Source organism: Brevundimonas pondensis (assembly GCF_017487345.1).
Taxonomy (GTDB): domain Bacteria; phylum Pseudomonadota; class Alphaproteobacteria; order Caulobacterales; family Caulobacteraceae; genus Brevundimonas; species Brevundimonas pondensis.
The window spans coordinates 1,465,356-1,486,185 of sequence record NZ_CP062006.1; the positions used below are offsets into that span (position 1 = coordinate 1,465,356).

The following is a 20,830-nucleotide window of genomic DNA, read 5'->3' on the forward strand; positions in this document are numbered from 1 at the left end:
GACGCCCGTCCGAGATAGAGCCCTGACATGATTCAGCTAGCGCGCTGGAAAGTCACCCTGGTCGTGCTGTCGCTCGTTGTCGGGCTGCTGCTGGCCTTCCCGAGCGTGCTCAGTCAGGCGCAGCGCGATGCGTTGCCCGGCTGGCTGCCCAAGAACGGCCTGAACCTGGGCCTCGACCTGCAGGGAGGCTCCTACCTCCTGCTGGAGGTCGATGTGCCGGAGATGCGCAACAAGCGCGTCACCAACCTGATGGAAGACGTTCGCGTCGCCCTGCGCGAGCAGAAGGTCAACATCGGCGCCATGCAGCGCGAGGCGGGCGGCGTGGTCGTGACCATCGCCGACCCCGGTCAGTTCGACGTGGCGCTGACGGAACTGCGCACCCTGGCGCAGACCGGCGTCGCCGCCAACGGCCAGCCGGACCGGACCGCGACCCGTTTGAGCGGCAACCGTATTCGCTTCGCCTATACCGACGCAGCGATCAGCGGCATGGGCGCCACGGCGGTGGATCAGTCCATCGAGGTCGTGCGCCGCCGTCTGGACAGCTCGGGCACCAAGGAAATCTCCATTACCCGCCAGGGCGCGGAACGTATCGTCGTTCAGGCCCCCGGGCAGAGCGATCCGGCCGAGCTGGAGCGTCTGGTCGGCCGTACCGCCCAACTGACTTTCCAGATGGTCGATACGACCAGCACCGGATTGCAGGACGCCATGGCCGGCCGCGTGCCGCCTGACGCTGAACTGCTGACCGACGATCAGGGGCAGCCCTATCTGGTCAAGAAGCGTATCCTGGTCTCGGGCGAGAACCTGACCCGCGCCGGCGTCGGCTCGGATCAGAACGGCCGCCCGGCCATCGACTTCCGCTTCGACGGCCAGGGCGCGCGTCGCTTTGGCGAGGCTACGGCCCAGAACATCGGCAAGCCCTTCGCCATCATCCTGGACGGCAAGGTGATTTCGGCCCCGACGATTCAGGGCGCCATCACCGGCGGCACGGGTCAGATCACCGGCAACTTCTCGATCCAGTCCGCTTCGGAACTGGTGAACCTGTTGAACGGGGGCGCTCTGCCAGCGCCGCTGAAGGTCGAGGAACGCCGCGTCGTCACCGCCGAACTGGGCGCCGACGCGGTGCAGGCCGGCATGGTTTCGACCATCATCGGCTTCATCCTGATCTGCGTCTTCATGATCGGGGCCTACGGCTTCCTGTTTGGCGGCGTGTCGGTTCTGGGTCTGATGCTGAACGGCATCCTGATCATCGCCGCCATGTCGCTGTTCGGCGCGACGCTGACTCTGCCCGGCATCGCGGGTCTGGTGCTGACCTTCGCCGTGGCCGTGGACGCCAACGTGCTGATCTTTGAGCGGATGCGCGACGAAGCGCGGGCCGGCCGTTCGGTCATCGCCTCGATGGACGCCGGCTTCAACAAGGCCATGGGCACGATCGTCGACGCCAACCTGACCACCCTGGTGGCGGCGCTGATCATGTTCATGTTCGGCGCGGGCCCCGTGCGCGGCTTCGCTTGGACGCTGACCATCGGCGTTTTCACCTCCATGTTCTCCTCGGTGATGGTCGCCCAGGTCCTGCTTGGGTATTGGCTCAAAGTCGCCAAGCCCAAAAAACTGCCGATCGCGGAGTGATGGCGATGCGTGGATGGCCCCTCATCAAACTGCTTCCGCAGAAGACGAACTTCCACTTCGTCAAGTATGCGCCCGCCGCCGGCGTGATCTCGATCATCCTGTGCGTGGCCTCGATCGTCGGCTGCTTCTATCCCGGCCTGAACATGGGCATCGACTTCCGGGGCGGCGCCTCGATGGAAGTGTCCAAGCCCGCCGGGCAGGTGCTGGAGCTGGATCAGGTGCGCAGCGCCGTCAGTGAACTGGGTCTGGGAGACGTCCAGGTCCAGGGCATCGACAGCGCGGCCAGCGCCATCGTCCGCTTCCAGATTCCTGAGGATGAAGGCCAGAGCGCCGTCGTCGCCCGTGTCGAGAAGGCGATCGACGAGGCGGTAGGCGAGGTGAAATACTCGGGCGTCAGCGTCGTGGGCTCCAAGGTCTCGGGTGAGCTGTTCACCAGCGGTCTGCTGGCCCTGGGCGCGGCCATCGTGCTGATGTTCATCTACATCTGGTTCCGGTTCGAGCCGCAGTTCGGCTTCGGCGCCGTGGCGGGTCTGGTGCACGACATGGTGCTGACCTTCGGTCTGATCGCCCTGTTCCGCTTTGAGTTCAGCCTGAACACCGTGGCGGCCATCCTGACCGTCATCGGTTACTCGATGAACGACACCGTCGTGGTCTTCGACCGCCTTCGCGAGAACCTGCGGAAGTACAAGACCATGCCTCTGCGTGAGGTGATCGACCTGTCGCTGAACGAAACCTTGTCTCGGACCATCATCACCGGCGTCACCGCCGTGGGCGTTCTTGCGGTCCTGGCTCTGTACGGCGGCGAGGCCCTGTTCGGTTTCTCCATCGTGCTGATGATCGGCATCGTGATCGGCACCTATTCGTCGATCTATGTCGGCGCGCCGATCATCCTTCTGTGGGGCGTCAAGCGCGGCGGCTCCATCGACGAGGACGCCAAGCCGATCAAGCTCGGCATGGCCAGCCGGCCCTAGAGGCAGGCTCTACCTGAAAAGGCTCCTCCTTCCCCCGGGCGGGGAGGGAGGAGTAAGGTCACGCTTCCTGATTCCGACCCGGGGAGGGGCGCATGGCCAAACTGCTTTCCAACTTCAGAACGACTTTCCTGCTCAGCATCCTGCTGGCGGGCGTCATGATCTTCGCCTTCGGCCGCATCGCGCCGGGCGGTTTCGACCTCGGCTTCGCCCAGGCGGCCTTCCGCTGGGTTCACGTCGTCGCCGGCATCCTGTGGATCGGCCTGCTCTACTACTTCAACTTCGTGCAGATCCGGGTCATGCCCGCGATCCCGGCCGAGCTGAAGCCCGCCGTCAGCAAGCATATCGCGCCCGAGGCCTTGTTCTGGTTCCGCTGGTCGGCGCTGGTGACGGTGCTGGCCGGGATCGCGGTCCTGTTCACGCGCGGTCATGTCTATGCCCATGAAGTCCTGACCTTCGGCCTGGCCGGCGGTCTGAACGCGGGCGACCAGCAGTTCACCCTGATGGGGATCGGCGTCTGGCTGGCCATCATCATGTTCCTGAACGTCTGGGGCGTGATCTGGCCGAACCAGAAGCGCGCCCTGGGCATCATCGCCGTGGATGATGACAAGAAGGCCAGGGCGGCCCGTATCGCCATGCTGGGCAGCCGCACCAACCTGCTGCTGTCGCTGCCGATGCTGACGTCGATGGCCATGTACCAGACCCTGTTCGGCTGATCCGGACGCTCCGAGGCTTGAACGTCATCCCGCAATGGCCGATGGCCTTGCGGGATGACTGCTTCTGTTGATCTTGATGCCCAGGTCCGCGTCGCCGACCCCGACCGCTGGCTGTCCAGCCGGTTCGTGGCCGATGTTCAGGCGCGCGCGGACCTGATCGCCCTCTACGCCCTTGAGGCGGAGCTTCTGGCCATTCCCACCCGCGTCACCCAGCCCATGCTGGCGGAGATGCGCTATATGTGGTGGGCCGAGCAACTGGACGGTGTCTTCGCCAACACCCCGCGCGTCGGCCATCCGGTGCTGGAGGCCCTGACCGCCGCCGTCACTCGTCACGGGCTGGACCGCGCGCCCTTTGACGCCCTGATCGAGGCCCACATCGGTCGGGTCCATGGCGAGCCGCACGACCTGGACGCCTTCTATGTCGGTCCCATGCAGGTCGCCGTGCGAATGCTGGTGGGCGAGGGGCATGATGCGGCGGTCGCAGAGGCCGGGCGTCTGTGGGCTCTGTCGCAGACCGGGCGGGGCGAAGAAGCGAAGGCTCAGGCCGCCGCCGCCAACGCCGCATTGACAGCCTTGCCGACTGCCGCTTTTCCCGCTGTCGCCCATGCGACGCTGACCCGAACCGATGAGCCCGAGCCGTTGAAGCGGCTGCGGTTGTTCTGGAGCGTGCTGCGCGGTCGGGTCTAGATCGCGTTCAGCGGCAGTTTCAGGAAGCGCTTTCCTGACGCCTCGGCCGGGGGCAGGGCGCCGGCCCGGATGTTGACTTGCAGCGCCGGCAGGATCAGTTGCGGCGGCGGCAGGGTGGCGTCGCGCGCCTCGCGCATGGCGACGTAGTCGTCCTCGCTGCGCCCGGCCAGGTGGACGTTGGCCTTCTCCTCGCCCACGCTGGTTTCCCAGCGGAAATCGGTGCGGCCGTCCTTTGGCAGGTAGTCGTGGCCGACGAAGATCCGCGTGGCGTCGGGCAGGGCGAGGATCTTCTGGATCGAGCGATACAGGGTCCGGGCGTCGCCGCCGGGGAAGTCGCAACGCGCCGTGCCGTAGTCGGGCATGAACAGGGTATCGCCGACGAAGACCGCGTCACCGATACGATAGGCGATGCAGGCGGGTGTATGCCCCGGCGTGTGCATGACCTCGACCGCCAGCTCGCCCAGCTTGAAGCGGGCGCCGTCGGCATAGGTCTCGTCGAAGACCACGGCGTCGGGGGTCACGTCGCCCGCCTCGAACAGATCGCCAAAGGTCTTCTGCACGCGGGTGATCTTCTCGCCGATGCCGATGGCGGCGCCGGTGCGCGTGCGGATGACGTCGGCGCCGGTCAGGTGGTCGGCGTGGGCATGGGTCTCCAGCACCCGTTCCAGCGTCAGGCCCCGGTCGCGGACGGCGTCCATCACACGGTCGATGGAGCCGGTCGAGGTGCGCGCCGCCGCCGGATCATAGTCCAGCACCGGGTCGATGATGGCGGCGACGCCGGTGACGGGGTCTGACACCAGATAGGTCACGGTGTGGGTCGCGGGGTCGAAGAAGCCTGCGACGTCAGGACGGTGTGCAGCGGCGGAAAGGGTCATGGCGTCAGCCTCCTTGGGTCGCGGCTAGATATATTAGTCATTGCTAATTTAACAAGTGCTTATATATATTGACGTGCATGATCGACCTGAACGCCATCGGACTGGAACGCTTTCAAGCCAATGCTGGCAACGCCGCCCGGTTGCTGAAATCGCTGTCCAACGAAAACCGGCTGATGATCCTTTGCCAGATCGGCGACGGCGAGCGGCAGGTCGCGGACCTGCTGCCGCTGGTCGGCCTGTCGCAATCGGCCCTGTCCCAGCATCTGGCGCGCCTGCGTGAAGACGGACTGGTCAGCGCGCGAAAGAGCGGCACCGCCGTCTTCTATCGCATCGCTGATCCCGCCGCCCTACAGGTGATCGGCGTTCTGGCCGAGATCTTCTGTCCTCCCGCTTCGGCCTGAGGCCTCCCCAATTCGAAGGACCATGACCATGAATCCGCTTGTCTCCCTGGCGCCCGCCGAGGTCGCTGCTCGCCTGAAGGCGCGGACCGCCGTGCTGGTGGATGTGCGCGAACCCGACGAACACGCGCGCGAACATATCGCGGGGGCCGTTGCGGCCCCGCTGTCGACCTTTGAGGCCGCAAACCTCGACCTGACGCCGGGCAAGGACGTCATCTTCATGTGCCGCAGCGGCAACCGGACCGGCGCGCACTGCGATCGGCTGGCCGCGCGCGTCGACGGCCCGGCCCATGTGCTGGCGGGCGGTCTGGACGCCTGGAAGAAGGCCGGGCTGCCGGTGAGTACGGACACGAAGCAGCCGCTGGAGCTGATGCGTCAGGTGCAGATGGCGGCGGGCGGTCTGATCTTGCTGGGCGGCGCGCTGGGTGTGGCCGTGCATCCCGCCTTCTGGGGCCTTTCCGCCTTTGTCGGCGCGGGGCTGTTCGTGGCCGGGGCGACGGGCTTCTGCGGCATGGCGCGGCTACTGGCGGTCATGCCCTGGAACCGGAACATGAAGCGGGCCTGAGGTCATGGAGCCGATCCAGCTGCTTCTGGCGGGCCTGAGCGGTGGCGTGGTGGCCTTGCTGCTGACGGTGTTCGGCGGTGGCGGGTCGGTTCTGGCCGTGCCGCTGCTGCTCTATGTCGTCGGCGTGCGCGATCCGCACGTGGCCATCGGCGCCTCGGCGGCCGGGGTGTCGCTGAACGCCCTGACGGCTCTGGCCGGCCAAGCCAGGGCGGGCCGGGTGCGCTGGCCCTGCGCGGTGATGTTCGCCGTGGTCGGCGCCACGGCCGCCTGGTTCGGCTCATCGGCAGCCAAGGCCATTGACGGCCATCACCTGCTGTTGGCCTTCGCCGTGGCCATGGCGGGGGTTGGTCTGGCCATGATGCTGCCCAAGAAGAGCGAGGGGGACCCTGGCGTCCGGCTGAACCGGGGCATAGCCCCGCGCGTGGCGGTGTCGGGGGCGGGCGTTGGCGTCGCAGCCGGCTTCTTCGGCATCGGCGGCGGCTTCCTGATCGTGCCGGGCTTGATGTGGGCGACCGGCATGACCCTGGCGGCGGCGCAGGCGACGTCCCTGCTCAGCGTCGCGGCCTTCGGGGCCAGCACGGCGGTGAACTACAGCCTGTCCGGTCTGGTCGACTGGGGCGTGGTCGCGGCCATGGCGGTCGGCGGCGCGGCCGGCACATTGGCGGGCCTGCCGCTGTCGAAGCGGCTGGGCGCGAACGCGGCCCTGGGGCGTCATTTGTTCGCGGGACTGATCCTGATCGTCGCCGTCTATGTGGCCTTCAAGGCGACCACCGGCGGCTGACCTCAGTCGCAGAGGCCGCCGATCAGGCGGGCCAGCAATGCGTTCAGGGTCTTCTGCTCATCGAGCGATAGCGGCGCGAGGATGTCCCGCGCCGCTTCTTCATGTTCGGGCATAATGGTTTCGATCAGGTCGAAGCCCTTGTCGGTCAGACGGACCAGGGTGGCGCGGCGATCGGTCGGGTGGGGGCCGCGCGCGACCAGACCCGCCTTTTCCAGCCGGTCGATGCGGGCCGTCATGCCGCCGGACGACATCATGGCCGCCTCGAACAGGGCGGTCGGCGTCAGGCCCTCGGGCGCGCCCGAGCGGCGCAGGGTCGCCAGGGCGTCGAACTCGCCCTGTTGCAGTCCGTAGCGGGCGTAAAGGGGCGCCTGACGCTCACGCGCGACCAGGATGGAGGCCTCGTGCAGGCGGCCCAGCGCCTCCATCGGCAGCATATCCATGTCGGGGCGTTGGACGGCCCATTGGGCGGCGGCGCGGGAGGCTCTGTCGGGCATGAGTTATCTTGACATCGAGATACTTGAGGTCGAGATACTAGCGCCAATTCTCAGTGGAGTCCCCTGTCATGACCGCACGGTCCGATGCCAAAGCGGCGCGCGGCGCGTCCCTGTTGCTGCTGGCGGCCATTTTCGCTCTGGCGTTGAACCTGCGTCCGGCGATGGCGGTGGTCGGGCCGCTGCTGGATCTGATCGAGGGCGCGACGGGGATGGATTCCACCGCCGCCAGCCTGCTGACCACCCTGCCGGTGGCCATGATCGGCCTCGGCGCCCTGTCGATCCGGCCCCTGCGGCGGCGTCTGGGCGAGCGGCGCGGTATCCTGCTGGGGGCGCTGCTGATCGGCGGGGCCTGTCTGGCAAGGGCCGTGTTGCAGGACGCGGCGGGTCTGATCGCCAGTGCGGCGGTCGTCGGCGTCGGCGTGGCTCTGATTCAGGCCCTGGCGCCGGTCGTCATCAAGCGGGCATTCCCGACGCGGTTCGGCACGGTGATGGCCGTCTACACGACCGGCATCATGGGCGGGGCGGCGGTCGCGGCGGCGACAGCGGCGGGGCTGGCCGAGGCGGTGGGTTGGGCCTGGACCCTGGCCCTGTGGGGCCTGCCTGCCTTCGTCGCGGCGGTCGTCTGGCTGATCGCCGCGCGTGATCCGGCGGCGGAGGAGCCCGACCGGGTGGCCGTGGCCGAAACGACGCACCCGGAAGTCCCCTTCTGGAAGCAAGGTCGGGCGTGGAGTCTGGTCCTGATCATGGGGCTGGGCACCTCGGCCTATACCCTGGTCCTGGCCTGGCTTCCGCCCTTCTACGTCGATCTGGGGCAGGCGAGGGCGACGGCGGGCTATCTGCTCAGCGGCATGACCGGGGCCGAGGTGGCGGCGGGGGTCATCGTGTCGATGGTCATCGCGGGCTTCCCTGACCGGCGCGTGCCGATCCTGACGGCGCTGGTGCTGGCCCTGATCGGACTGGCGGGTCTGGTGGTCGCGCCGGTGTCGCTGGCGGTCCCGGTCGTGGTAGTCATGGGGCTGGGGATCGGGGCGATCTTCCCGCTGACCCTGATCCTGGCCATGGACCAGATCGATGATCCGGCCCGATCAGGCGACCTGCTCGCCTTCGTCCAGGGCGGAGGCTACATCATCGCCAGCCTGTCGCCGCTGGCTGCGGGCCTGTTGCGCGACCACATGGCCGACCTGACGGGGGCCTGGGTCCTGATGGGCGTCGGCGTCGTGGGTCTGGGCGTGATGACGCTGCAGTTCCGGCCGGGCCTGCCCAGACTGCGCTGAGCCGACCCGGCCTTCCTGTTTAAGCGTCCCGCCAGGCCTTGAGGGCTTCCATGGCGCGGATGGATTGCAGGCGCTTCTTGGCGCGGCCGCGTTCCTTGGGATGGATGCGCTTGCCGTCCTCGTCGACCTTGGGCGCTTCCAGCGGCGGCAGCAGGCCGTAGTTGATGTTCATCGGCTGGAACTTGGAGCCCGCCAGGTGGCCGCCGGTGATGTGTTCGACCAGGGCGCCCATGGCGGTCTCCGGCGGCGGCGCAGACAGGTCGCGGCCGAGGGCTTGGGCTGCAGCCAGGCGGCCGGTCAGCAGGCCCATGGCGGCGCTTTCGACATAGCCCTCGACGCCCGTCACCTGACCGGCGAAGCGCAGGCGCGGCATGGATTTCATGCGCAACTGTTTGTCCAGCAGTTGCGGGCTGTTCAGGTAGGTGTTGCGGTGCAGGCCGCCCAGGCGCGCGAACTGGGCGTTCTGCAGGCCGGGGATCATGCGGAAGGTCTCGGCCTGGGCGCCGTGCTTCAGCTTGGTCTGGAAGCCGACCATGTTGAACAGGGTGCCCAGGGCGTTGTCCTGACGCAGCTGGACGATGGCGTGGGCCTTGACCGTCGGGTTGCGCGGATTGGTCAGGCCGACCGGCTTCATCGGGCCGTGACGCAGGGTCTCGCGGCCGCGCTCGGCCATGACCTCGATCGGCAGGCAGCCGTCGAAATAGGGGACGTTCTCCCAGTCCTTGAACTCGGCCTTGGGGCCGCCCAGCAGGGCGTCGATGAAGGCGTCGTATTGTTCCTTGTCCATCGGGCAGTTGACGTAGGCGGCGGCGTCGCCGCCGGGGCCTTCCTTGTCATAGCGCGACTGACGCCAGGCGATGTCGAAGTCGATGCTGTCGGCGTGGATGATGGGTGCGATGGCGTCGAAGAAGCTGAGGCTTTCCTCGCCGGTCATCTTCAGGATGGCGTCGGCCAGGGCGGGCGAGGTCAGCGGGCCGGTGGCGACGATGACGTTGTCCCAGTCCTCGGGCGGCAGGCCGGCGATTTCCTCGCGCACGATGGTCACGAGGGGGTGGGCTTCCAGCTTGGCCGTCACGGCTTGGGAGAAGCCGTCGCGGTCGACGGCCAGGGCGCCGCCCGCCGGGACCTGATGGGCGTCGCCGCATTCCATGATGATCGAGCCCAGGGCCCGCATTTCGGCGTGCAGCAGGCCGACGGCGTTGTATTCCCAGTCGTCCGAGCGGAAGGAGTTGGAGCAGACCAGCTCGGCCAGGCCGTCCGTCTGGTGCGCGTCGGTCTTGATGCCCGGCACGCCGCGCATTTCATGCAGGATGACGGGCACGCCGGCCTGGGCGATCTGCCAGGCGGCTTCGGAACCGGCGAGGCCGCCGCCGATGACGTGCACAGGGGCGGGGATGGGCTGGGGAGAGGAGGCTGCGTTCGACATGGCGGCCTTCTAGCGGGATGCGAGCCTTCCGTCAGCCTGTCATTGCGGCGGGGTGGCGAAGCACTCTGTGTCTGGCGTATGACCAAGCTTGAGAGGAGCCCATCATGACCACGGCGTTTTCTATCAGCGAGGCCCTGGCCTCTGGCTTCAAGTTGACGAAGCGCAGGCCGCTGCAGGTCTGGGCCTGGGGCGTGGTGTCCGTGGCGCCGTCGCTGCTGATGGGTGCGCTGATGCTGCGCCTGTTCGGGGCCATGGCCTTGACGGACACGGCGTCGGAGGAGCCCTCGGCCGCCTTTGTCGGACAGATGGTGCAGTTTCAGGCCATGTCGGGGCTGGCCAATATCCTGCAGATGCTGATCTGGGTCGTGGTGACGGCTGCAATTTTCCGGGCGGTGCTGTTCACTGAGCGCCACACGCCGTTCGCGGGGTTGAAGATCGGCATGGACGAGGTGCGGATCGCCGTCGTCGGCCTGGCCATGATCGTCGGTTTCTACGCCGCCGCCATTGTGATCGCCCTGATCGCCTTCGCCGTCGGGGCCGGGCTCTGGTTCGTGTCGGAAACGGCGGCGGTCGTTGTGGGGCTGCTGGTGGCTCTGGCGGCGGGGTTGGCTGCCTGGGGCGTCATCCTGCGGGCCTGTCTGATCATGCCCGCCAGCGTGGCCCTGGGCGACTTCGCCTTCGTTCAGGGCTGGAGGCTGTCGAAGGGGCAGGTGCTGCGACTGCTGGGGCTGAGTCTTGCAATTGTCGCGGTCGTGCTGGCGATCGAACTGGCGCTGCTGGCGATTGTCGCCGTGGTCCTGTTCCTGCTGGCCGGGGTCAATGTCTTCAGCCTGGCCGCGATGCTCGACCAGGGCGCGCCGCCGACCGTGAACTGGAACGTGCTGATCCCCTGGGCGCTGGCGGCATTCGTACCCCTGTCATGGCTGCAGGGTTTTCTGAGCACGGTGACGATGGCCCCCTACGCCGAGGCCTGCCGGTCGCTGCTGGCGCAAGCGCCGCAGGACGAAGCACGCCCGGTTGCGCTAGGCTGAGCGGGAATCAAGGACGATCGCATGACCTTTTCCGCCACTGACTGCGCCTTTGAGGGCTTTCGACTGACGCGGCGCGCGCCCGTCGCTGTCCTGCTGTGGGCCGTGGCCTACGCCGCCTTCTTCGGCCTGCTCTTCCTGCTGGTGGGGTCGCATTTCGCCACCATCATGTCCTTGATTTCCCAACTGGAGGGGCAGACCGAGCCGTCGATCGAGGACATGCAGCCGTTGATGCAGGCCTATGGCGTCATTGTCGCCTGGGCCGCGCCTTTGGGCCTGCTGTTCAGCGCCGTGATCAGCGCCGCCATCGCCCGGTCGGTCATCCGGCCCGAGGATCGCAAGTTCGGCTACATGCGTCTGGGCAAGGACGAGCTGCGGGTGCTGGGCGCCAGCCTGATCGTCGCCTTGATTATGTTCGCCGTCAGCTTCGTCGGCTTCATGCTTGTCAGCCTGGTCGCCGCCCTGGCCGTAGCCGCACCGGCGTTGTGGCTGGCCGTGGTCCTGCTGTCTCTGGCGGTGCTGGCGGTCGTGATCTGGCTGTCGGTGCGGCTCAGCCTGGTCGTGCCGGCGACCTTCGCCGAGGGGCGGATCGCGGTGAAGCCGGCCTTCGCCATGACGGGCAAGGAGGTTTTCTGGCCCCTGATGGGCATGGCGATCATCGCCTGGGTCATGGCCATGCTGGTCGGCCTGCTCGGCTCGGCCGTGGCCGCGCCGCTCAGCCTGATGGTCGGCGGAGCCGAGCGCCTGGTCGGCATGGAAGGGGCGAGCGTCCCCAGCCTGCTCAGCGCCCTGGGGCCGATGCTGGTGGTGTCGCTGCTCGTCAACGCCGTCATGACGGCGGCCCAGGTCGTCATCATGTACGCGCCGTTCTCGGCCGCCTATCTGCAGCTCAAGGGCGCACCGCGCGCCTGAGGAGGCGAGGACGCCTGACCGACCCGGTCAGGCGCTCTTGCGGGTGCGGGTCTTCTTTTCGGCCTTCTGCACCTCAGGCAGGGCGGCCACGCGAGCCTTGCGGCGCTCCTCGTGGCGGTCCAGCACCTCCTTGAGGTATTTGCCGGTCCAGCTGGCGGGGTTTTCCGCGACCTGTTCCGGCGTGCCGAAGGCCACGATCTCGCCGCCGCCGTCGCCGCCTTCTGGACCGAAGTCGAGCAGGTAGTCGGCGACCTTGATGACATCCAGGTTGTGCTCGATGACGACGATGGTGTTGCCGTTGTCGACCAACTCCTGAAGCACCTCCAGCAGCTTGCGCGTGTCCTCGAAGTGCAGTCCGGTCGTCGGCTCGTCGAGGATGTAGAGGGTCTTACCGGTTGCGCGCCGCGCCAGTTCCTTGGACAGCTTGACCCGCTGCGCCTCGCCGCCCGACAGGGTGGTGGCGGGCTGGCCGACCTTGACGTAGCCAAGGCCCACGCGCTCCAGCGTCAGCATCTTGTCGCGGATGGACGGCACGGCGTTGAAGAAGCGCGCGGCCTCTTCAACCGTCATATCCAGAACGTCGGATATGCTCTTGCCCTTGAAGACAATTTCCAGAGTTTCGCGGTTGTAGCGCTTGCCCTTGCAGACGTCGCAGGTGACGTAGACGTCCGGCAGGAAGTGCATCTCGATCTTGATGACGCCGTCGCCCTGACAGGCCTCACAGCGGCCGCCCTTGACGTTGAAGCTGAAGCGGCCGGGGCCGTAGCCGCGCGCCTTGGACTCGGGCAGGCCCGCGTACCAGTCGCGGATCGGGTTGAAGGCGCCGGTATAGGTGGCCGGGTTCGAGCGCGGGGTGCGGCCGATGGGGGACTGGTCGATGTCGATGACCTTGTCGAACTGCTCCAACCCCTCGATCCGGTCGAAGTTGGCCGGGGCGTCCGAGGCGTTGTGCAGGCGACGCGCGGCGGCCTTGTAGAGCGTCTCGATGGTGAAGGTCGACTTGCCGCCGCCGGACACGCCGGTGACGCAGGTGAACAGGCCGACGGGGATTTCGCCAGTGACGTTCTTCAGGTTGTTGCCAGTGGCGCCGCTGATCTTCAGCATCCGCTTGCGGTCGACCGGACGACGGCCTTCGGGCGGCAGTTCGATCTCGCGCGCGCCGGTCAGGTACTGGCCGGTCAGGGATTTCGGGTTGGCCATGACCTCGGCGGGCGTGCCCTGGGCGCAGATCTCGCCGCCGTGGACGCCGGCGGCCGGGCCCATGTCGATGACGTAGTCGGCGGTCAGGATGGCCTCCTCGTCATGCTCGACCACCAGAACCGAGTTGCCGAGGTCGCGCAGGCCCATCAGGCTTTCCAGCAGACGGGTGTTGTCGCGCTGGTGCAGGCCGATGGAGGGTTCGTCCAGCACATAGAGGACGCCCGTCAGGCCCGAGCCGATCTGCGAGGCCAGACGGATGCGCTGGCTCTCGCCGCCCGACAGGGTGCCGGAACTGCGCGACAGGCTGAGGTAGTCCAGACCGACGTTGTTCAGGAAGCGCAGCCGGTCGGTGATCTCCTTGAGGATGCGGCGGCCGATCTCGCGTTGCTTGTCCGTCAGGTGGTCATCCAGGGTGGTGAACCACAGATAGGCCTTGGAGATCGACAGCCAGCTGATCTCGGCGATGTCGGCGCCGCCGACCTTGACCGCCAGGGCCTCGGGCTTCAGCCGCTTGCCGCCGCAGACCTCGCAGGGCGTCTCGGACTGATAGCGGCCCAGTTCCTCGCGGACCCAGGCGCTGTCGGTCTCGCGCCAGCGGCGTTCCAGATTGGGCAGGACGCCCTCGAAGGCCTTGGCGACCTCGTATTTGCGGGCGTTGTCGTCGTAGACGAACTTGATCTTCTCGCCGCCCGAGCCGTGCAGGATGACCTTCTGGGCCTGTTCCGGCAGGTCGCGCCAGGCCTTGTCCATCGAGAAGCCGTAGTGCTGGGCCAGGGACTGCAGGGTCTGGGTGTAGAGCGGCGAGGGGCCGCGCGCCCACGGCGCCACCGCACCCTTGTGCAGGGTCTTGTCGCGGTCGGGGATGACCAGATCGGCGTCGAAGGCCAGCTTGACCCCCAGGCCGTCGCAGGTCGGACAGGCGCCGAAGGGATTGTTGAACGAGAACAGCCGCGGCTCGATCTCGCTGATGGTGAAGCCGGAGACCGGGCAGGCGAACTTCTCGGAAAAGACGATGCGGCGGGGCTCTTCGCCTTCCGCTGCATTGGCCCATTCGGCGGTGGCGATGCCGTCGGCCAGGTTCAGCGCCGTCTGAATGCTGTCAGCGTAGCGCGGCTCAAGACCTTCTTTGGTTACAATGCGATCGACGACGATATCGATGTCGTGCTTGAACTTTTTGTCGAGCGCCGGGGCGTCCTCGATGGCGTAGAATTCGCCGTCGATCTTCAGCCGCTGGAAGCCGTTACGCTGCCACTCGGCCATCTCCTTCTTGTACTCGCCCTTGCGACCGCGAACGACGGGGGCCAGCAGCAGGATGCGCTCGCCGTCGGGCAGGGCGGTCAGCTTGTCGACCATCTGGCTGACGGTCTGGCTCTCGATCGGCAGGCCGGTGGCGGGCGAATAGGGCACGCCGACGCGCGCCCACAGCAGGCGCATGTAGTCGTGGATTTCCGTGACCGTGCCGACGGTCGAGCGCGGGTTCTTCGACGTCGTCTTCTGTTCGATGGAGATGGCCGGCGACAGGCCCTCGATCAGGTCCACGTCGGGCTTGCCCATCAGCTCCAGGAACTGACGCGCATAGGCGCTCAGCGATTCGACGTAGCGACGCTGGCCCTCGGCGTAGATGGTGTCGAACGCCAGCGAGGACTTGCCCGACCCCGACAGCCCGGTCATCACGACCAGCTTCTCGCGCGGGATATCGACGTCCACGCCCTTGAGATTGTGCTCGCGGGCGCCGCGAACGCGGATGAAGTTGTGCTTTTCGGTCATGGAATCCGGGAACGCGGAAGACCCCGGAACGGTCCGGGGCGACGACGCTATATGGGGATCAATTCGCCCGAAACAGCAAGAACAATATGAGAACTTGCGCTCAGCCCTCGGGCGTCCAGGCGGGTTCGGGCCGGCGGTAGCGTTCGCCGGGGCCGACCAGGACGCCGTTGGCGTTGGCGACGCCGAGTTCCAGGCTTTCGGCTATGCGGCGGGCGCGGACGATGAAGTGGTCGGCGGCGACGGGCGGGCAGAGGTCGCGCGCGGTCGCCTCGAAGATCTGAAGCCAGCGGTCGAAATGGCGGGCGTCGATGGGCAGGGGCAGGTGTTTGGGCATGGGGCGGCCCTGATAGACGCCGGTGGACAGGGCGACCGAGGACCAGAAGAGCTTCATCTGTTCGAGGTGCGGCCCCCAATCCTCGATCCGCTCGGCGAAGATCGGGCCGATGAAATCGTCGTCGCGGACGCGGGCGTAGAAGCCCTCGACCAGGGTGTCGATCAGAGCCTCATCAATGCCGGTCTCGTCCCGGATTTTTTGGACGGCTTCGGCCCGGCGGGTGGCCGCCTCGGCGCGGTCGGGGGCGGGCTTGTCGATGCGGAAGGCGACGGTTCGGTCAGGCGCGGTCATGGCCTGAAGATAGGGGCTCGGCGCCGCATCGCAAAAGCGCAGCAGGAGAATTGGGGTTGCGCTGCGAAAGATCAGCACCCATCCTTCCATTCAGCCAACGTATTTGACGAGGAGGCACGACGATCATGATCAGCGCTCTGGAAATCGGTTTCGCCCTTTCCGCTCCGCTCTTCGTGCTCGCCTATGTCCTCGCTCAACCCAAGCCCAAGCCCGTCCGCATCCGCATTCGTGACGCTCAGCAGCGTCGCGGCCCGCACGCCTGACGGTCAAGCCCTATTCGATAATCTGAGCCTCGCCTTCGGGCGCGAGCGCACGGCCGTCGTGGGCCGCAACGGCGTGGGCAAGACCACGCTGCTGCGGCTTGTCGCCGGTCTGGCCGAGCCTGCCGAGGGCGCGGTCGCGCGCGCCGGGACGGTCGGCTGGCTGGCGCAATCCTATGAGCCGGCGTCCGGCGAGACCGTGGCCGAGACCCTGGGCGCGGCGGGGCCTCTGACTCTGTTGGCGCGGGTGCTGGCGGGCGACGGCTCGGTCGAGGACATGGCTGAGGCCGACTGGACGCTGGAGACGCGGCTGGACGAGGCCTTGGCGCAGGTCGGGCTGGTCGGGCTGGCATTGGATCGGCCCACGAGCAGTCTGAGCGGCGGCGAGCAGACGCGGCTGCGGCTGGCGGGACTGATGCTGGCGGCGCCCGATCTGATCGTGCTGGACGAACCGACCAACCATCTGGACGCCGAGGCGCGGGCCTTGGTGGCCGAGGTTGTCGAGCGCTGGCCGGGCGGGGTGCTGACGGTCAGCCACGATCGGGGCCTGCTGCGGCGGATGGACCGGATCGTGGAACTGTCGAGCCTGGGCGCGCGGACCTATGGCGGCGGCTGGGATCTCTATGTCGAGCGGCGCGAGGCGGAGCGGGCGGCGGCGGAGCGTGATCTGGAGAGCGCCGAGCGGGAGGTCGGCCGCGCGGCGCGCGAGGCGCAGACGGCGCTGGAAAAGAAGGCGAAACGCGACAGGGCGGGGCGGGCGCATCGGGCGGGGACGTCCGATCCGAAGATCCTGCTCGACGCCCGGGCGCAGCGGGCTGAGGAATCCGGAGCGCGTGAGGGGCGTCTGGCGGAGCGGCGCCGGGCCGAGGTCGAGGCGCAACTGGTCGGGGCGCGCGAGCGGGTCGAGCGGGCGCGGCTGCTGTCCGTGCCCATGCCCTCGACGAGGCTGGCGCAGGGCAAGGTCGTGCTGGCGCTGGACGGAGTTAAATGGGCGACGCCTGAGGGCGAGCGGATCGTGGGGCCCGTGTCGCTGCGGCTGACGGGGCCGGAGCGGGTTGCGATCACGGGGCCGAACGGGGCGGGCAAGACGACCTTGCTGAAGCTGATCTCGGGCCAGTTGCAGCCGACGGCCGGGCGGATCGAACGACCTGTGACGGCGGCGCTGCTGGATCAGGCCGCGGCGATCCTGAAGCCGGAGGAGACCCTGATCGAGGCCTGGCGGCGGCTAAACCCCGAGGGGACGCTGAACGACGCCCATGCGGCGCTGGCGCGGTTCCTGTTCCGCAACGCGGCGGCGCACCGGACGGTCGGAACCCTGTCAGGCGGCGAGCGGCTGAGGGCGGCGTTGGCCTGTGTGATGACGGGGACGCGACCGCCACAGTTGCTGATCCTGGATGAGCCGACAAACCATCTGGATCTGGACTCGATCGTGGCGATCGAGACGGCGCTGGCGGTCTACGACGGCGCGCTTGCAATCGTTACCCATGATCGAGACTTCATGGACAATGTGGGGGTCGATCGGGAGGTGCGGCTGACGCCGGCAAGGGGCTGAGCTTTCAAGGGGCGCCCGCATGCTGGTCCGGCTTGCGGGTCGGGCGAGCAAAATCGCTTTCAGAGCCCCGATCCCGGAAAATCACCGACGTTGAGGTCCGCAAGCGTGGACTTCAGCTTCAGCCCCAGGCTTCGACCACGCCCTGACGGCGGGCGCGTGCGGCGACGGGTCCGGTGGTGACGGGTTCGGCCTCGGCACGGCCGAAAAGCCAGCCTTGGCCATAGTCGACGCCGAGATCCTGGACGGCGCGCGCGGCGTCTTCGGTTTCGATCATCTCTGCGATCGTGGTCATGCCCAGGGAGCCGCACAGCTCTACCAGATGGCCGATCAGCGTGCGGGTGCGGGCGTCGCTGTCGATGCCGCGCACGAAGGCGCCGTCGATCTTGACCGCATCGACCGAGAGGCCGCGCAGGTAGTCGAAGGCGGCCGAACCCGCGCCGAAATCGTCGATGCAGACCTTGATCCCGGCGTCGCGCAGGGCGCCCAGGCGACGGTTGGCGGCGGCGATGTCGGCCAGGGCGGCGGTTTCGGTGACCTCGACGATGAGGCGCTTGCGATTGTCGGGTTCGGAGGCGGTCATGCGTAGCAGGGCTGCGACATAGGCGTCATTGGCCAGGGAGGCGCCGGAGACGTTGATCGCGATCTTCAGCAGGCCGGATCCTGGCTGGCGCAGCCGGTGGACGATCTTCTCGGCCACGGCCAGGTCGAAGCTTTCGATCAGGGCCAGTTCCTCGGCCATGCGGATGGCGGAGGCGGGGCCGCCCGACTGGCCGAAGCGGGCCAGGGCCTCGAAATGATGCACGGCCCGCGTCTTCAGATCGACGATGGGCTGATAAAAAAGCGCGAACTCCTTGTCACGGACAATGCCACGGAAGCGGTCAGCGTCCTTCAGAGTGCGCGACAGGGAATCGGCGAAGCTGAGTTCGGGCTGGGCCGCATTGTCCTTCAGGCACCCCTCGATGGCGAAACGCATGGCGCGCAGGGCGCACAGGGCGTCGGAACCGACCGCGACATGGCTGGCGCGCGAGGTCAGGGTCAGGCCCTCGGCCAGACCGGCCTCGCGCACTTCGGCCTCGAGATCGCGGCCGTCGTCGGTCTGCCTGATCAGGGCATAGCGGTTGGCGGTCAGTTGACCCGCGCTGGCGCCGTCGTGGGAAGCCTGCTGCAGGCGCGCGCCGATACGGGCGGCCACACGTTCGTTGGTCGCGTCGTTGGCGGCGTTGAGACCCTGCACCTCGATGAAGGCCATGGCCAGACGTTGCAGAGCGGCCCCGGTCTTGCCGTTCAGGCCTTCGCGGGCCAGGGCCAGGAAGCCCTCGGCGTCCGCCAGAGACTGGTCGGTTGCAGCTTCAAGCGTAAAAGGTTCGCCTTGCCAGGTCAGGGCGCAGGAAACCGCCGGCGCAAGGTCCGGGAGGATGAAGGCGCGGAACAGGGCGCGACGGACGCGACCGTCGCCGCAGTCGGCAAGAACTTCCAGGCGCCGGCTGCGTTCCCCGCCGACCAGATCACCAAGGGCTTCGAGGACAATCGCGCGGCTGGAATAGGAAAGCAGGTCGGCGAAGGGATGCCCGATCCACGCCGCAGTCGACTGGCCAGTGACTGGTCCCGCGCCCAGCGCAAAGGTGACTTGCGCTTTCTCATCCACCTCGACCAAGGCGTCGGCGGCGGCGAAGGCCAGACCAAGAAGGCGCGATTTCAAATTCATGGGCAGACCATGCACGGCGGGCCGTTAAGAAAACGCAGACCGACGCTGCTTTTCGTCAGGCCTTGCGGTTCAGGGCCACGGCGCGGCCGTCACCCTCGGTGGCCCGACCGGAAGCGCCGTAACCGACGCCCTGGGCGCGGGCGCCGGCGACCTCGGCGGCGATGGTGCGGACCAGGCCCTCGGAGACCTGACGGGCGGCGTCGACGGTCGAGGCGTGTTCGGCCAGGACGGCCTCGAAGGCTTCGGTCGCGGCGATCAGGGCGTCGCGGTCGGCGGTGGGGATGACTGACAGGAAGGCGGGCGCGGCCTTGGCCTGAGCCGATTCTCGACGGTACAGATTGGCCAGTTCCTGGGTCTCGTTCATGCTGGCGGCGACATCCTGAGCGCGATGGGCGCGGAAGGCGTCACGTTCGGCGGCGAGGCGTTCGGTCAGGGTCTGGGTGAGGTTGATCAGTTGTCGCGCCCGAAGGGCGGAGGTTTCGACGTCGGTGGTCACGCGGGCTGTTCCTGCATCTTGAGCATCTCGGACATGACGGTGTCCGCCAGGCCGATGCCGCCCGCCTTGACGGTCTGCTTGGCCATGGCGTCGATCAGGAAGCTGCGCCAGGTCGCCTCGCCTTCACCTCCGCCAAACGGGCCATCGGTCTGCAGGCCTTCGAACATGGGCTTGAGCATCTGCGACAGGAAGCTGGCTTCGAAGGATTCGGCGGTTTCACGCATTTGTTGCGGGGACTGACTACGATGGGCCGTGATGTCGGCGGGGTGCAAAAATCCGTTGGGCAGGGCTTCCATCACATCACCTCGATGTCGGCTTGCAGGGCGCCGGCCGCCTTGATGGCCTGCAGAATGCTGATCATGTCGCGCGGGCTGACGCCAAGGGCGTTCAGGCCGTTGACCAGGGTCGAGAGCGAGGCCCCGCCGTTGACGATGCGCATCTGGCGGCCGGTTTCTTCTTCAACCGAGACGTTCGACTGCGGCACGACGACGGTCTGCCCCCCGCGGCTGAAGGGCTCGGGCTGGCTGACCATCGGGTTTTCCTGAACCGATACGGTCAGGTTGCCCTGGGCGATGGCGACGGTGGAGACACGGACAGCTTCGCCCATGACGATGACGCCGTTGACCTCGTCGATGATGACCTTGGCCGGAGCATCGACGCGAACGGGCAGGTTTTCGACCTGGCTGACGAAACCGGCCATGCCCATGGTCCGGGGCGCGCGGATGGCGACCACGGTGCCGTTTTCGGCCATGGCGCTGTTGGGATAGGACTGGTTGATGGCGGCGGCGACACGCTGGGCCGTGGTGAAGTCGGGGTTGCGCAGAGTCAGACGCACGATGGGCATGGCCGACAGGTCGAAGCCGGTCTCGCGTTCGACCACGCCGCCCGAGGCGATGCGGCCGGCGGTGGGGACGCCACGCGTGACTGAGGAGCCTGAACCACCCGAGGCCGAGACGGCGCCGGTCTGAACGGACCCTTGCGCCACCGCGTAAATCTCGCCATCGGCGCCTTGCAGGGCCGTGACCAGCAGGGTGCCGCCCAGCAGGCTCTTGGCGTCACCCATGGCCGAGACGGCGACATCCAGGCGCGACCCAGGGGTGGCGAAGGGAGGCAGGTCGGCGGTGATCATGACCGCCGCGACGTTCTTGGTGTTCAGGTTGGCGCCGCGGATATTGACGCCTTGGCGCTCCATCATCCCTTCCAGTGACTGGCGGGTGAAGGGCGAGTTGCGGAGCGAGTCGCCGGTGCCGTTCAGACCGACCACCAGGCCGTAGCCGACCAGCTGGTTGGTGCGGACACCCTCGATCGAGACGATGTCCTTGATCCGCGACTGAGCCTCGGCCGCGTTCGGCGTCGCCGCCAGAATCAGGGCGGCGGAAGCGGAGGCGAGGAGGGCGGTGAGCAACTTCTGCATACGACAGACGTCCTGTTGAGGCGTTCGCGATTAACCATGCGAAGTTTGTGCCGCTGGAAAT

At 67.5% G+C, this 20,830-nt stretch carries 21 protein-coding genes; 12 read left to right on the forward strand and 9 right to left on the reverse strand.

Features of this window, described 5'->3' with window-relative positions; translation table 11 throughout:
* The first annotated feature begins 27 nt into the window (after window positions 1-27).
* The 4 genes from secD to IFE19_RS07410 all read left to right on the forward strand — a co-directional run bounded on the left by secD (window position 28) and on the right by IFE19_RS07410 (window position 3,997).
* Entirely contained in the window at window positions 28-1,626 is a 1,599-nt protein-coding gene (gene secD / locus IFE19_RS07395) for a protein translocase subunit SecD (RefSeq protein ID WP_207826871.1), read from the forward strand.
* Window positions 1,626-2,597 carry a protein translocase subunit SecF gene (secF, locus tag IFE19_RS07400; RefSeq protein WP_207826872.1) on the forward strand — a complete coding sequence of 324 codons (972 nt, stop codon included), beginning with the start codon at window positions 1,626-1,628 and terminating at the stop codon, window positions 2,595-2,597. Before secD ends, secF begins: the two co-directional genes overlap by 1 nt.
* A 92-nt stretch (window positions 2,598-2,689) precedes the next feature.
* A complete protein-coding gene (locus IFE19_RS07405) occupies window positions 2,690-3,310 on the forward strand; it encodes a hypothetical protein (RefSeq protein ID WP_207826873.1) in 621 nt (206 codons plus the stop codon).
* Window positions 3,311-3,364: 54 nt separating this feature from the next.
* Window positions 3,365-3,997: a squalene/phytoene synthase family protein gene (locus IFE19_RS07410; RefSeq protein WP_207826875.1), complete on the forward strand. Its 633-nt coding sequence runs from the start codon at window positions 3,365-3,367 to the stop codon at window positions 3,995-3,997.
* On the opposite strand, the gene IFE19_RS07415 is transcribed toward IFE19_RS07410, so the two are convergent.
* Window positions 3,994-4,872 carry an MBL fold metallo-hydrolase gene (locus IFE19_RS07415; RefSeq protein WP_207826876.1) on the reverse strand — a complete coding sequence of 293 codons (879 nt, stop codon included), beginning with the start codon at window positions 4,870-4,872 and terminating at the stop codon, window positions 3,994-3,996. The two genes, IFE19_RS07410 and IFE19_RS07415, sit on opposite strands and share 4 nt — an antisense overlap.
* 77 nt (window positions 4,873-4,949) lie before the next feature.
* On the opposite strand from IFE19_RS07415, the gene IFE19_RS07420 reads away from it, so the two are divergent.
* The 3 genes from IFE19_RS07420 to IFE19_RS07430 are packed head-to-tail and all read left to right on the forward strand — an operon-like array spanning window position 4,950 to window position 6,616.
* Complete coding sequence (locus tag IFE19_RS07420; RefSeq protein WP_207826878.1) at window positions 4,950-5,273, forward strand: ArsR/SmtB family transcription factor; 324 nt, start codon at window positions 4,950-4,952, stop codon at window positions 5,271-5,273.
* A gap of 28 nt (window positions 5,274-5,301) precedes the next feature.
* Window positions 5,302-5,835 (forward strand): rhodanese family protein, encoded by a 534-nt coding sequence (locus tag IFE19_RS07425; RefSeq protein WP_207826880.1) that lies wholly within the window; start codon window positions 5,302-5,304, stop codon window positions 5,833-5,835.
* Window positions 5,836-5,839: 4 nt separating this feature from the next.
* The gene (locus tag IFE19_RS07430) at window positions 5,840-6,616 is read left to right on the forward strand and encodes a sulfite exporter TauE/SafE family protein (protein ID WP_207826882.1); all 777 of its coding nucleotides are present in this window, start codon (window positions 5,840-5,842) and stop codon (window positions 6,614-6,616) included.
* 2 nt (window positions 6,617-6,618) lie between these two features.
* Here the strand turns inward: IFE19_RS07430 and IFE19_RS07435 are convergent, their stop codons facing one another.
* Window positions 6,619-7,110: a MarR family winged helix-turn-helix transcriptional regulator gene (locus tag IFE19_RS07435; RefSeq protein ID WP_207826884.1), complete on the reverse strand. Its 492-nt coding sequence runs from the start codon at window positions 7,108-7,110 to the stop codon at window positions 6,619-6,621.
* Between the two features lie 68 nt (window positions 7,111-7,178).
* Between IFE19_RS07435 and IFE19_RS07440 the strand changes: the two genes are divergently transcribed.
* Window positions 7,179-8,384, forward strand: a complete 1,206-nt coding sequence (locus IFE19_RS07440; protein WP_207826886.1) for an MFS transporter — start codon at window positions 7,179-7,181, stop codon at window positions 8,382-8,384.
* Between the two features lie 19 nt (window positions 8,385-8,403).
* Here IFE19_RS07440 and trmFO read toward each other — a convergent pair whose 3' ends face one another.
* Window positions 8,404-9,810: a methylenetetrahydrofolate--tRNA-(uracil(54)-C(5))-methyltransferase (FADH(2)-oxidizing) TrmFO gene (trmFO, locus tag IFE19_RS07445; RefSeq protein ID WP_207826888.1), complete on the reverse strand. Its 1,407-nt coding sequence runs from the start codon at window positions 9,808-9,810 to the stop codon at window positions 8,404-8,406.
* Between the two features lie 104 nt (window positions 9,811-9,914).
* Here trmFO and IFE19_RS07450 point away from each other — a divergent pair, with 104 nt between their 5' ends.
* Window positions 9,915-10,841, forward strand: coding sequence for a hypothetical protein (locus IFE19_RS07450; RefSeq protein WP_207826890.1), 927 nt, complete (start codon window positions 9,915-9,917; stop codon window positions 10,839-10,841).
* A gap of 21 nt (window positions 10,842-10,862) precedes the next feature.
* Window positions 10,863-11,750 (forward strand): hypothetical protein, encoded by an 888-nt coding sequence (locus IFE19_RS07455; RefSeq protein WP_207826891.1) that lies wholly within the window; start codon window positions 10,863-10,865, stop codon window positions 11,748-11,750.
* A 27-nt stretch (window positions 11,751-11,777) separates the two neighbouring features.
* On the opposite strand, the gene uvrA is transcribed toward IFE19_RS07455, so the two are convergent.
* Window positions 11,778-14,717 carry an excinuclease ABC subunit UvrA gene (gene uvrA, locus IFE19_RS07460; protein WP_207826893.1) on the reverse strand — a complete coding sequence of 980 codons (2,940 nt, stop codon included), beginning with the start codon at window positions 14,715-14,717 and terminating at the stop codon, window positions 11,778-11,780.
* Between the two features lie 100 nt (window positions 14,718-14,817).
* On the reverse strand, window positions 14,818-15,420 hold the full coding sequence (locus IFE19_RS07465; RefSeq protein WP_225910446.1) for a group III truncated hemoglobin: 603 nt from the start codon (window positions 15,418-15,420) through the stop codon (window positions 14,818-14,820).
* Between the two features lie 47 nt (window positions 15,421-15,467).
* Between IFE19_RS07465 and IFE19_RS17595 the strand changes: the two genes are divergently transcribed.
* On the forward strand, window positions 15,468-15,605 hold the full coding sequence (locus tag IFE19_RS17595; RefSeq protein ID WP_225910447.1) for a hypothetical protein: 138 nt from the start codon (window positions 15,468-15,470) through the stop codon (window positions 15,603-15,605).
* The gene (locus tag IFE19_RS07470; protein ID WP_225910448.1) at window positions 15,571-17,154 is read left to right on the forward strand and encodes an ABC-F family ATP-binding cassette domain-containing protein; all 1,584 of its coding nucleotides are present in this window, start codon (window positions 15,571-15,573) and stop codon (window positions 17,152-17,154) included. Before IFE19_RS17595 ends, IFE19_RS07470 begins: the two co-directional genes overlap by 35 nt.
* Before the next feature lie 118 nt (window positions 17,155-17,272).
* On the opposite strand, the gene IFE19_RS07475 is transcribed toward IFE19_RS07470, so the two are convergent.
* Genes IFE19_RS07475 through IFE19_RS07490 form a run of 4 tightly spaced genes read right to left on the reverse strand, consistent with a single transcriptional unit; the run spans window position 17,273 to window position 20,769 of the window.
* Window positions 17,273-18,859 (reverse strand): sensor domain-containing phosphodiesterase, encoded by a 1,587-nt coding sequence (locus IFE19_RS07475; protein ID WP_207826896.1) that lies wholly within the window; start codon window positions 18,857-18,859, stop codon window positions 17,273-17,275.
* Window positions 18,860-18,914: 55 nt separating this feature from the next.
* Window positions 18,915-19,355, reverse strand: a complete 441-nt coding sequence (locus IFE19_RS07480) for a flagellar basal-body protein FlbY (protein WP_207826897.1) — start codon at window positions 19,353-19,355, stop codon at window positions 18,915-18,917.
* A complete protein-coding gene (locus IFE19_RS07485) occupies window positions 19,352-19,651 on the reverse strand; it encodes a rod-binding protein (RefSeq protein ID WP_207826898.1) in 300 nt (99 codons plus the stop codon). Before IFE19_RS07485 ends, IFE19_RS07480 begins: the two co-directional genes overlap by 4 nt.
* Complete coding sequence (locus IFE19_RS07490; RefSeq protein WP_207826899.1) at window positions 19,651-20,769, reverse strand: flagellar basal body P-ring protein FlgI; 1,119 nt, start codon at window positions 20,767-20,769, stop codon at window positions 19,651-19,653. Before IFE19_RS07490 ends, IFE19_RS07485 begins: the two co-directional genes overlap by 1 nt.
* Window positions 20,770-20,830: the final 61 nt, after the last annotated feature.

Coding starts and splice junctions, on each gene's coding strand:
- secD (WP_207826871.1), top strand. CDS start 28: ATGATTCAGCTAGCGCGCTGGAAAGTCACCCTGGTCGTGCTGTCGCTC.
- secF (WP_207826872.1), top strand. CDS start 1,626: ATGGCGATGCGTGGATGGCCCCTCATCAAACTGCTTCCGCAGAAGACG.
- IFE19_RS07490 (WP_207826899.1), bottom strand. CDS start 20,769: ATGCAGAAGTTGCTCACCGCCCTCCTCGCCTCCGCTTCCGCCGCCCTG.
- IFE19_RS07475 (WP_207826896.1), bottom strand. CDS start 18,859: ATGAATTTGAAATCGCGCCTTCTTGGTCTGGCCTTCGCCGCCGCCGAC.
- IFE19_RS07435 (WP_207826884.1), bottom strand. CDS start 7,110: ATGCCCGACAGAGCCTCCCGCGCCGCCGCCCAATGGGCCGTCCAACGC.
- IFE19_RS07440 (WP_207826886.1), top strand. CDS start 7,179: ATGACCGCACGGTCCGATGCCAAAGCGGCGCGCGGCGCGTCCCTGTTG.
- uvrA (WP_207826893.1), bottom strand. CDS start 14,717: ATGACCGAAAAGCACAACTTCATCCGCGTTCGCGGCGCCCGCGAGCAC.
- IFE19_RS07410 (WP_207826875.1), top strand. CDS start 3,365: ATGACTGCTTCTGTTGATCTTGATGCCCAGGTCCGCGTCGCCGACCCC.
- IFE19_RS17595 (WP_225910447.1), top strand. CDS start 15,468: ATGATCAGCGCTCTGGAAATCGGTTTCGCCCTTTCCGCTCCGCTCTTC.
- trmFO (WP_207826888.1), bottom strand. CDS start 9,810: ATGTCGAACGCAGCCTCCTCTCCCCAGCCCATCCCCGCCCCTGTGCAC.
- IFE19_RS07405 (WP_207826873.1), top strand. CDS start 2,690: ATGGCCAAACTGCTTTCCAACTTCAGAACGACTTTCCTGCTCAGCATC.
- IFE19_RS07455 (WP_207826891.1), top strand. CDS start 10,863: ATGACCTTTTCCGCCACTGACTGCGCCTTTGAGGGCTTTCGACTGACG.
- IFE19_RS07450 (WP_207826890.1), top strand. CDS start 9,915: ATGACCACGGCGTTTTCTATCAGCGAGGCCCTGGCCTCTGGCTTCAAG.
- IFE19_RS07485 (WP_207826898.1), bottom strand. CDS start 19,651: ATGGAAGCCCTGCCCAACGGATTTTTGCACCCCGCCGACATCACGGCC.
- IFE19_RS07430 (WP_207826882.1), top strand. CDS start 5,840: ATGGAGCCGATCCAGCTGCTTCTGGCGGGCCTGAGCGGTGGCGTGGTG.
- IFE19_RS07415 (WP_207826876.1), bottom strand. CDS start 4,872: ATGACCCTTTCCGCCGCTGCACACCGTCCTGACGTCGCAGGCTTCTTC.
- IFE19_RS07420 (WP_207826878.1), top strand. CDS start 4,950: ATGATCGACCTGAACGCCATCGGACTGGAACGCTTTCAAGCCAATGCT.
- IFE19_RS07425 (WP_207826880.1), top strand. CDS start 5,302: ATGAATCCGCTTGTCTCCCTGGCGCCCGCCGAGGTCGCTGCTCGCCTG.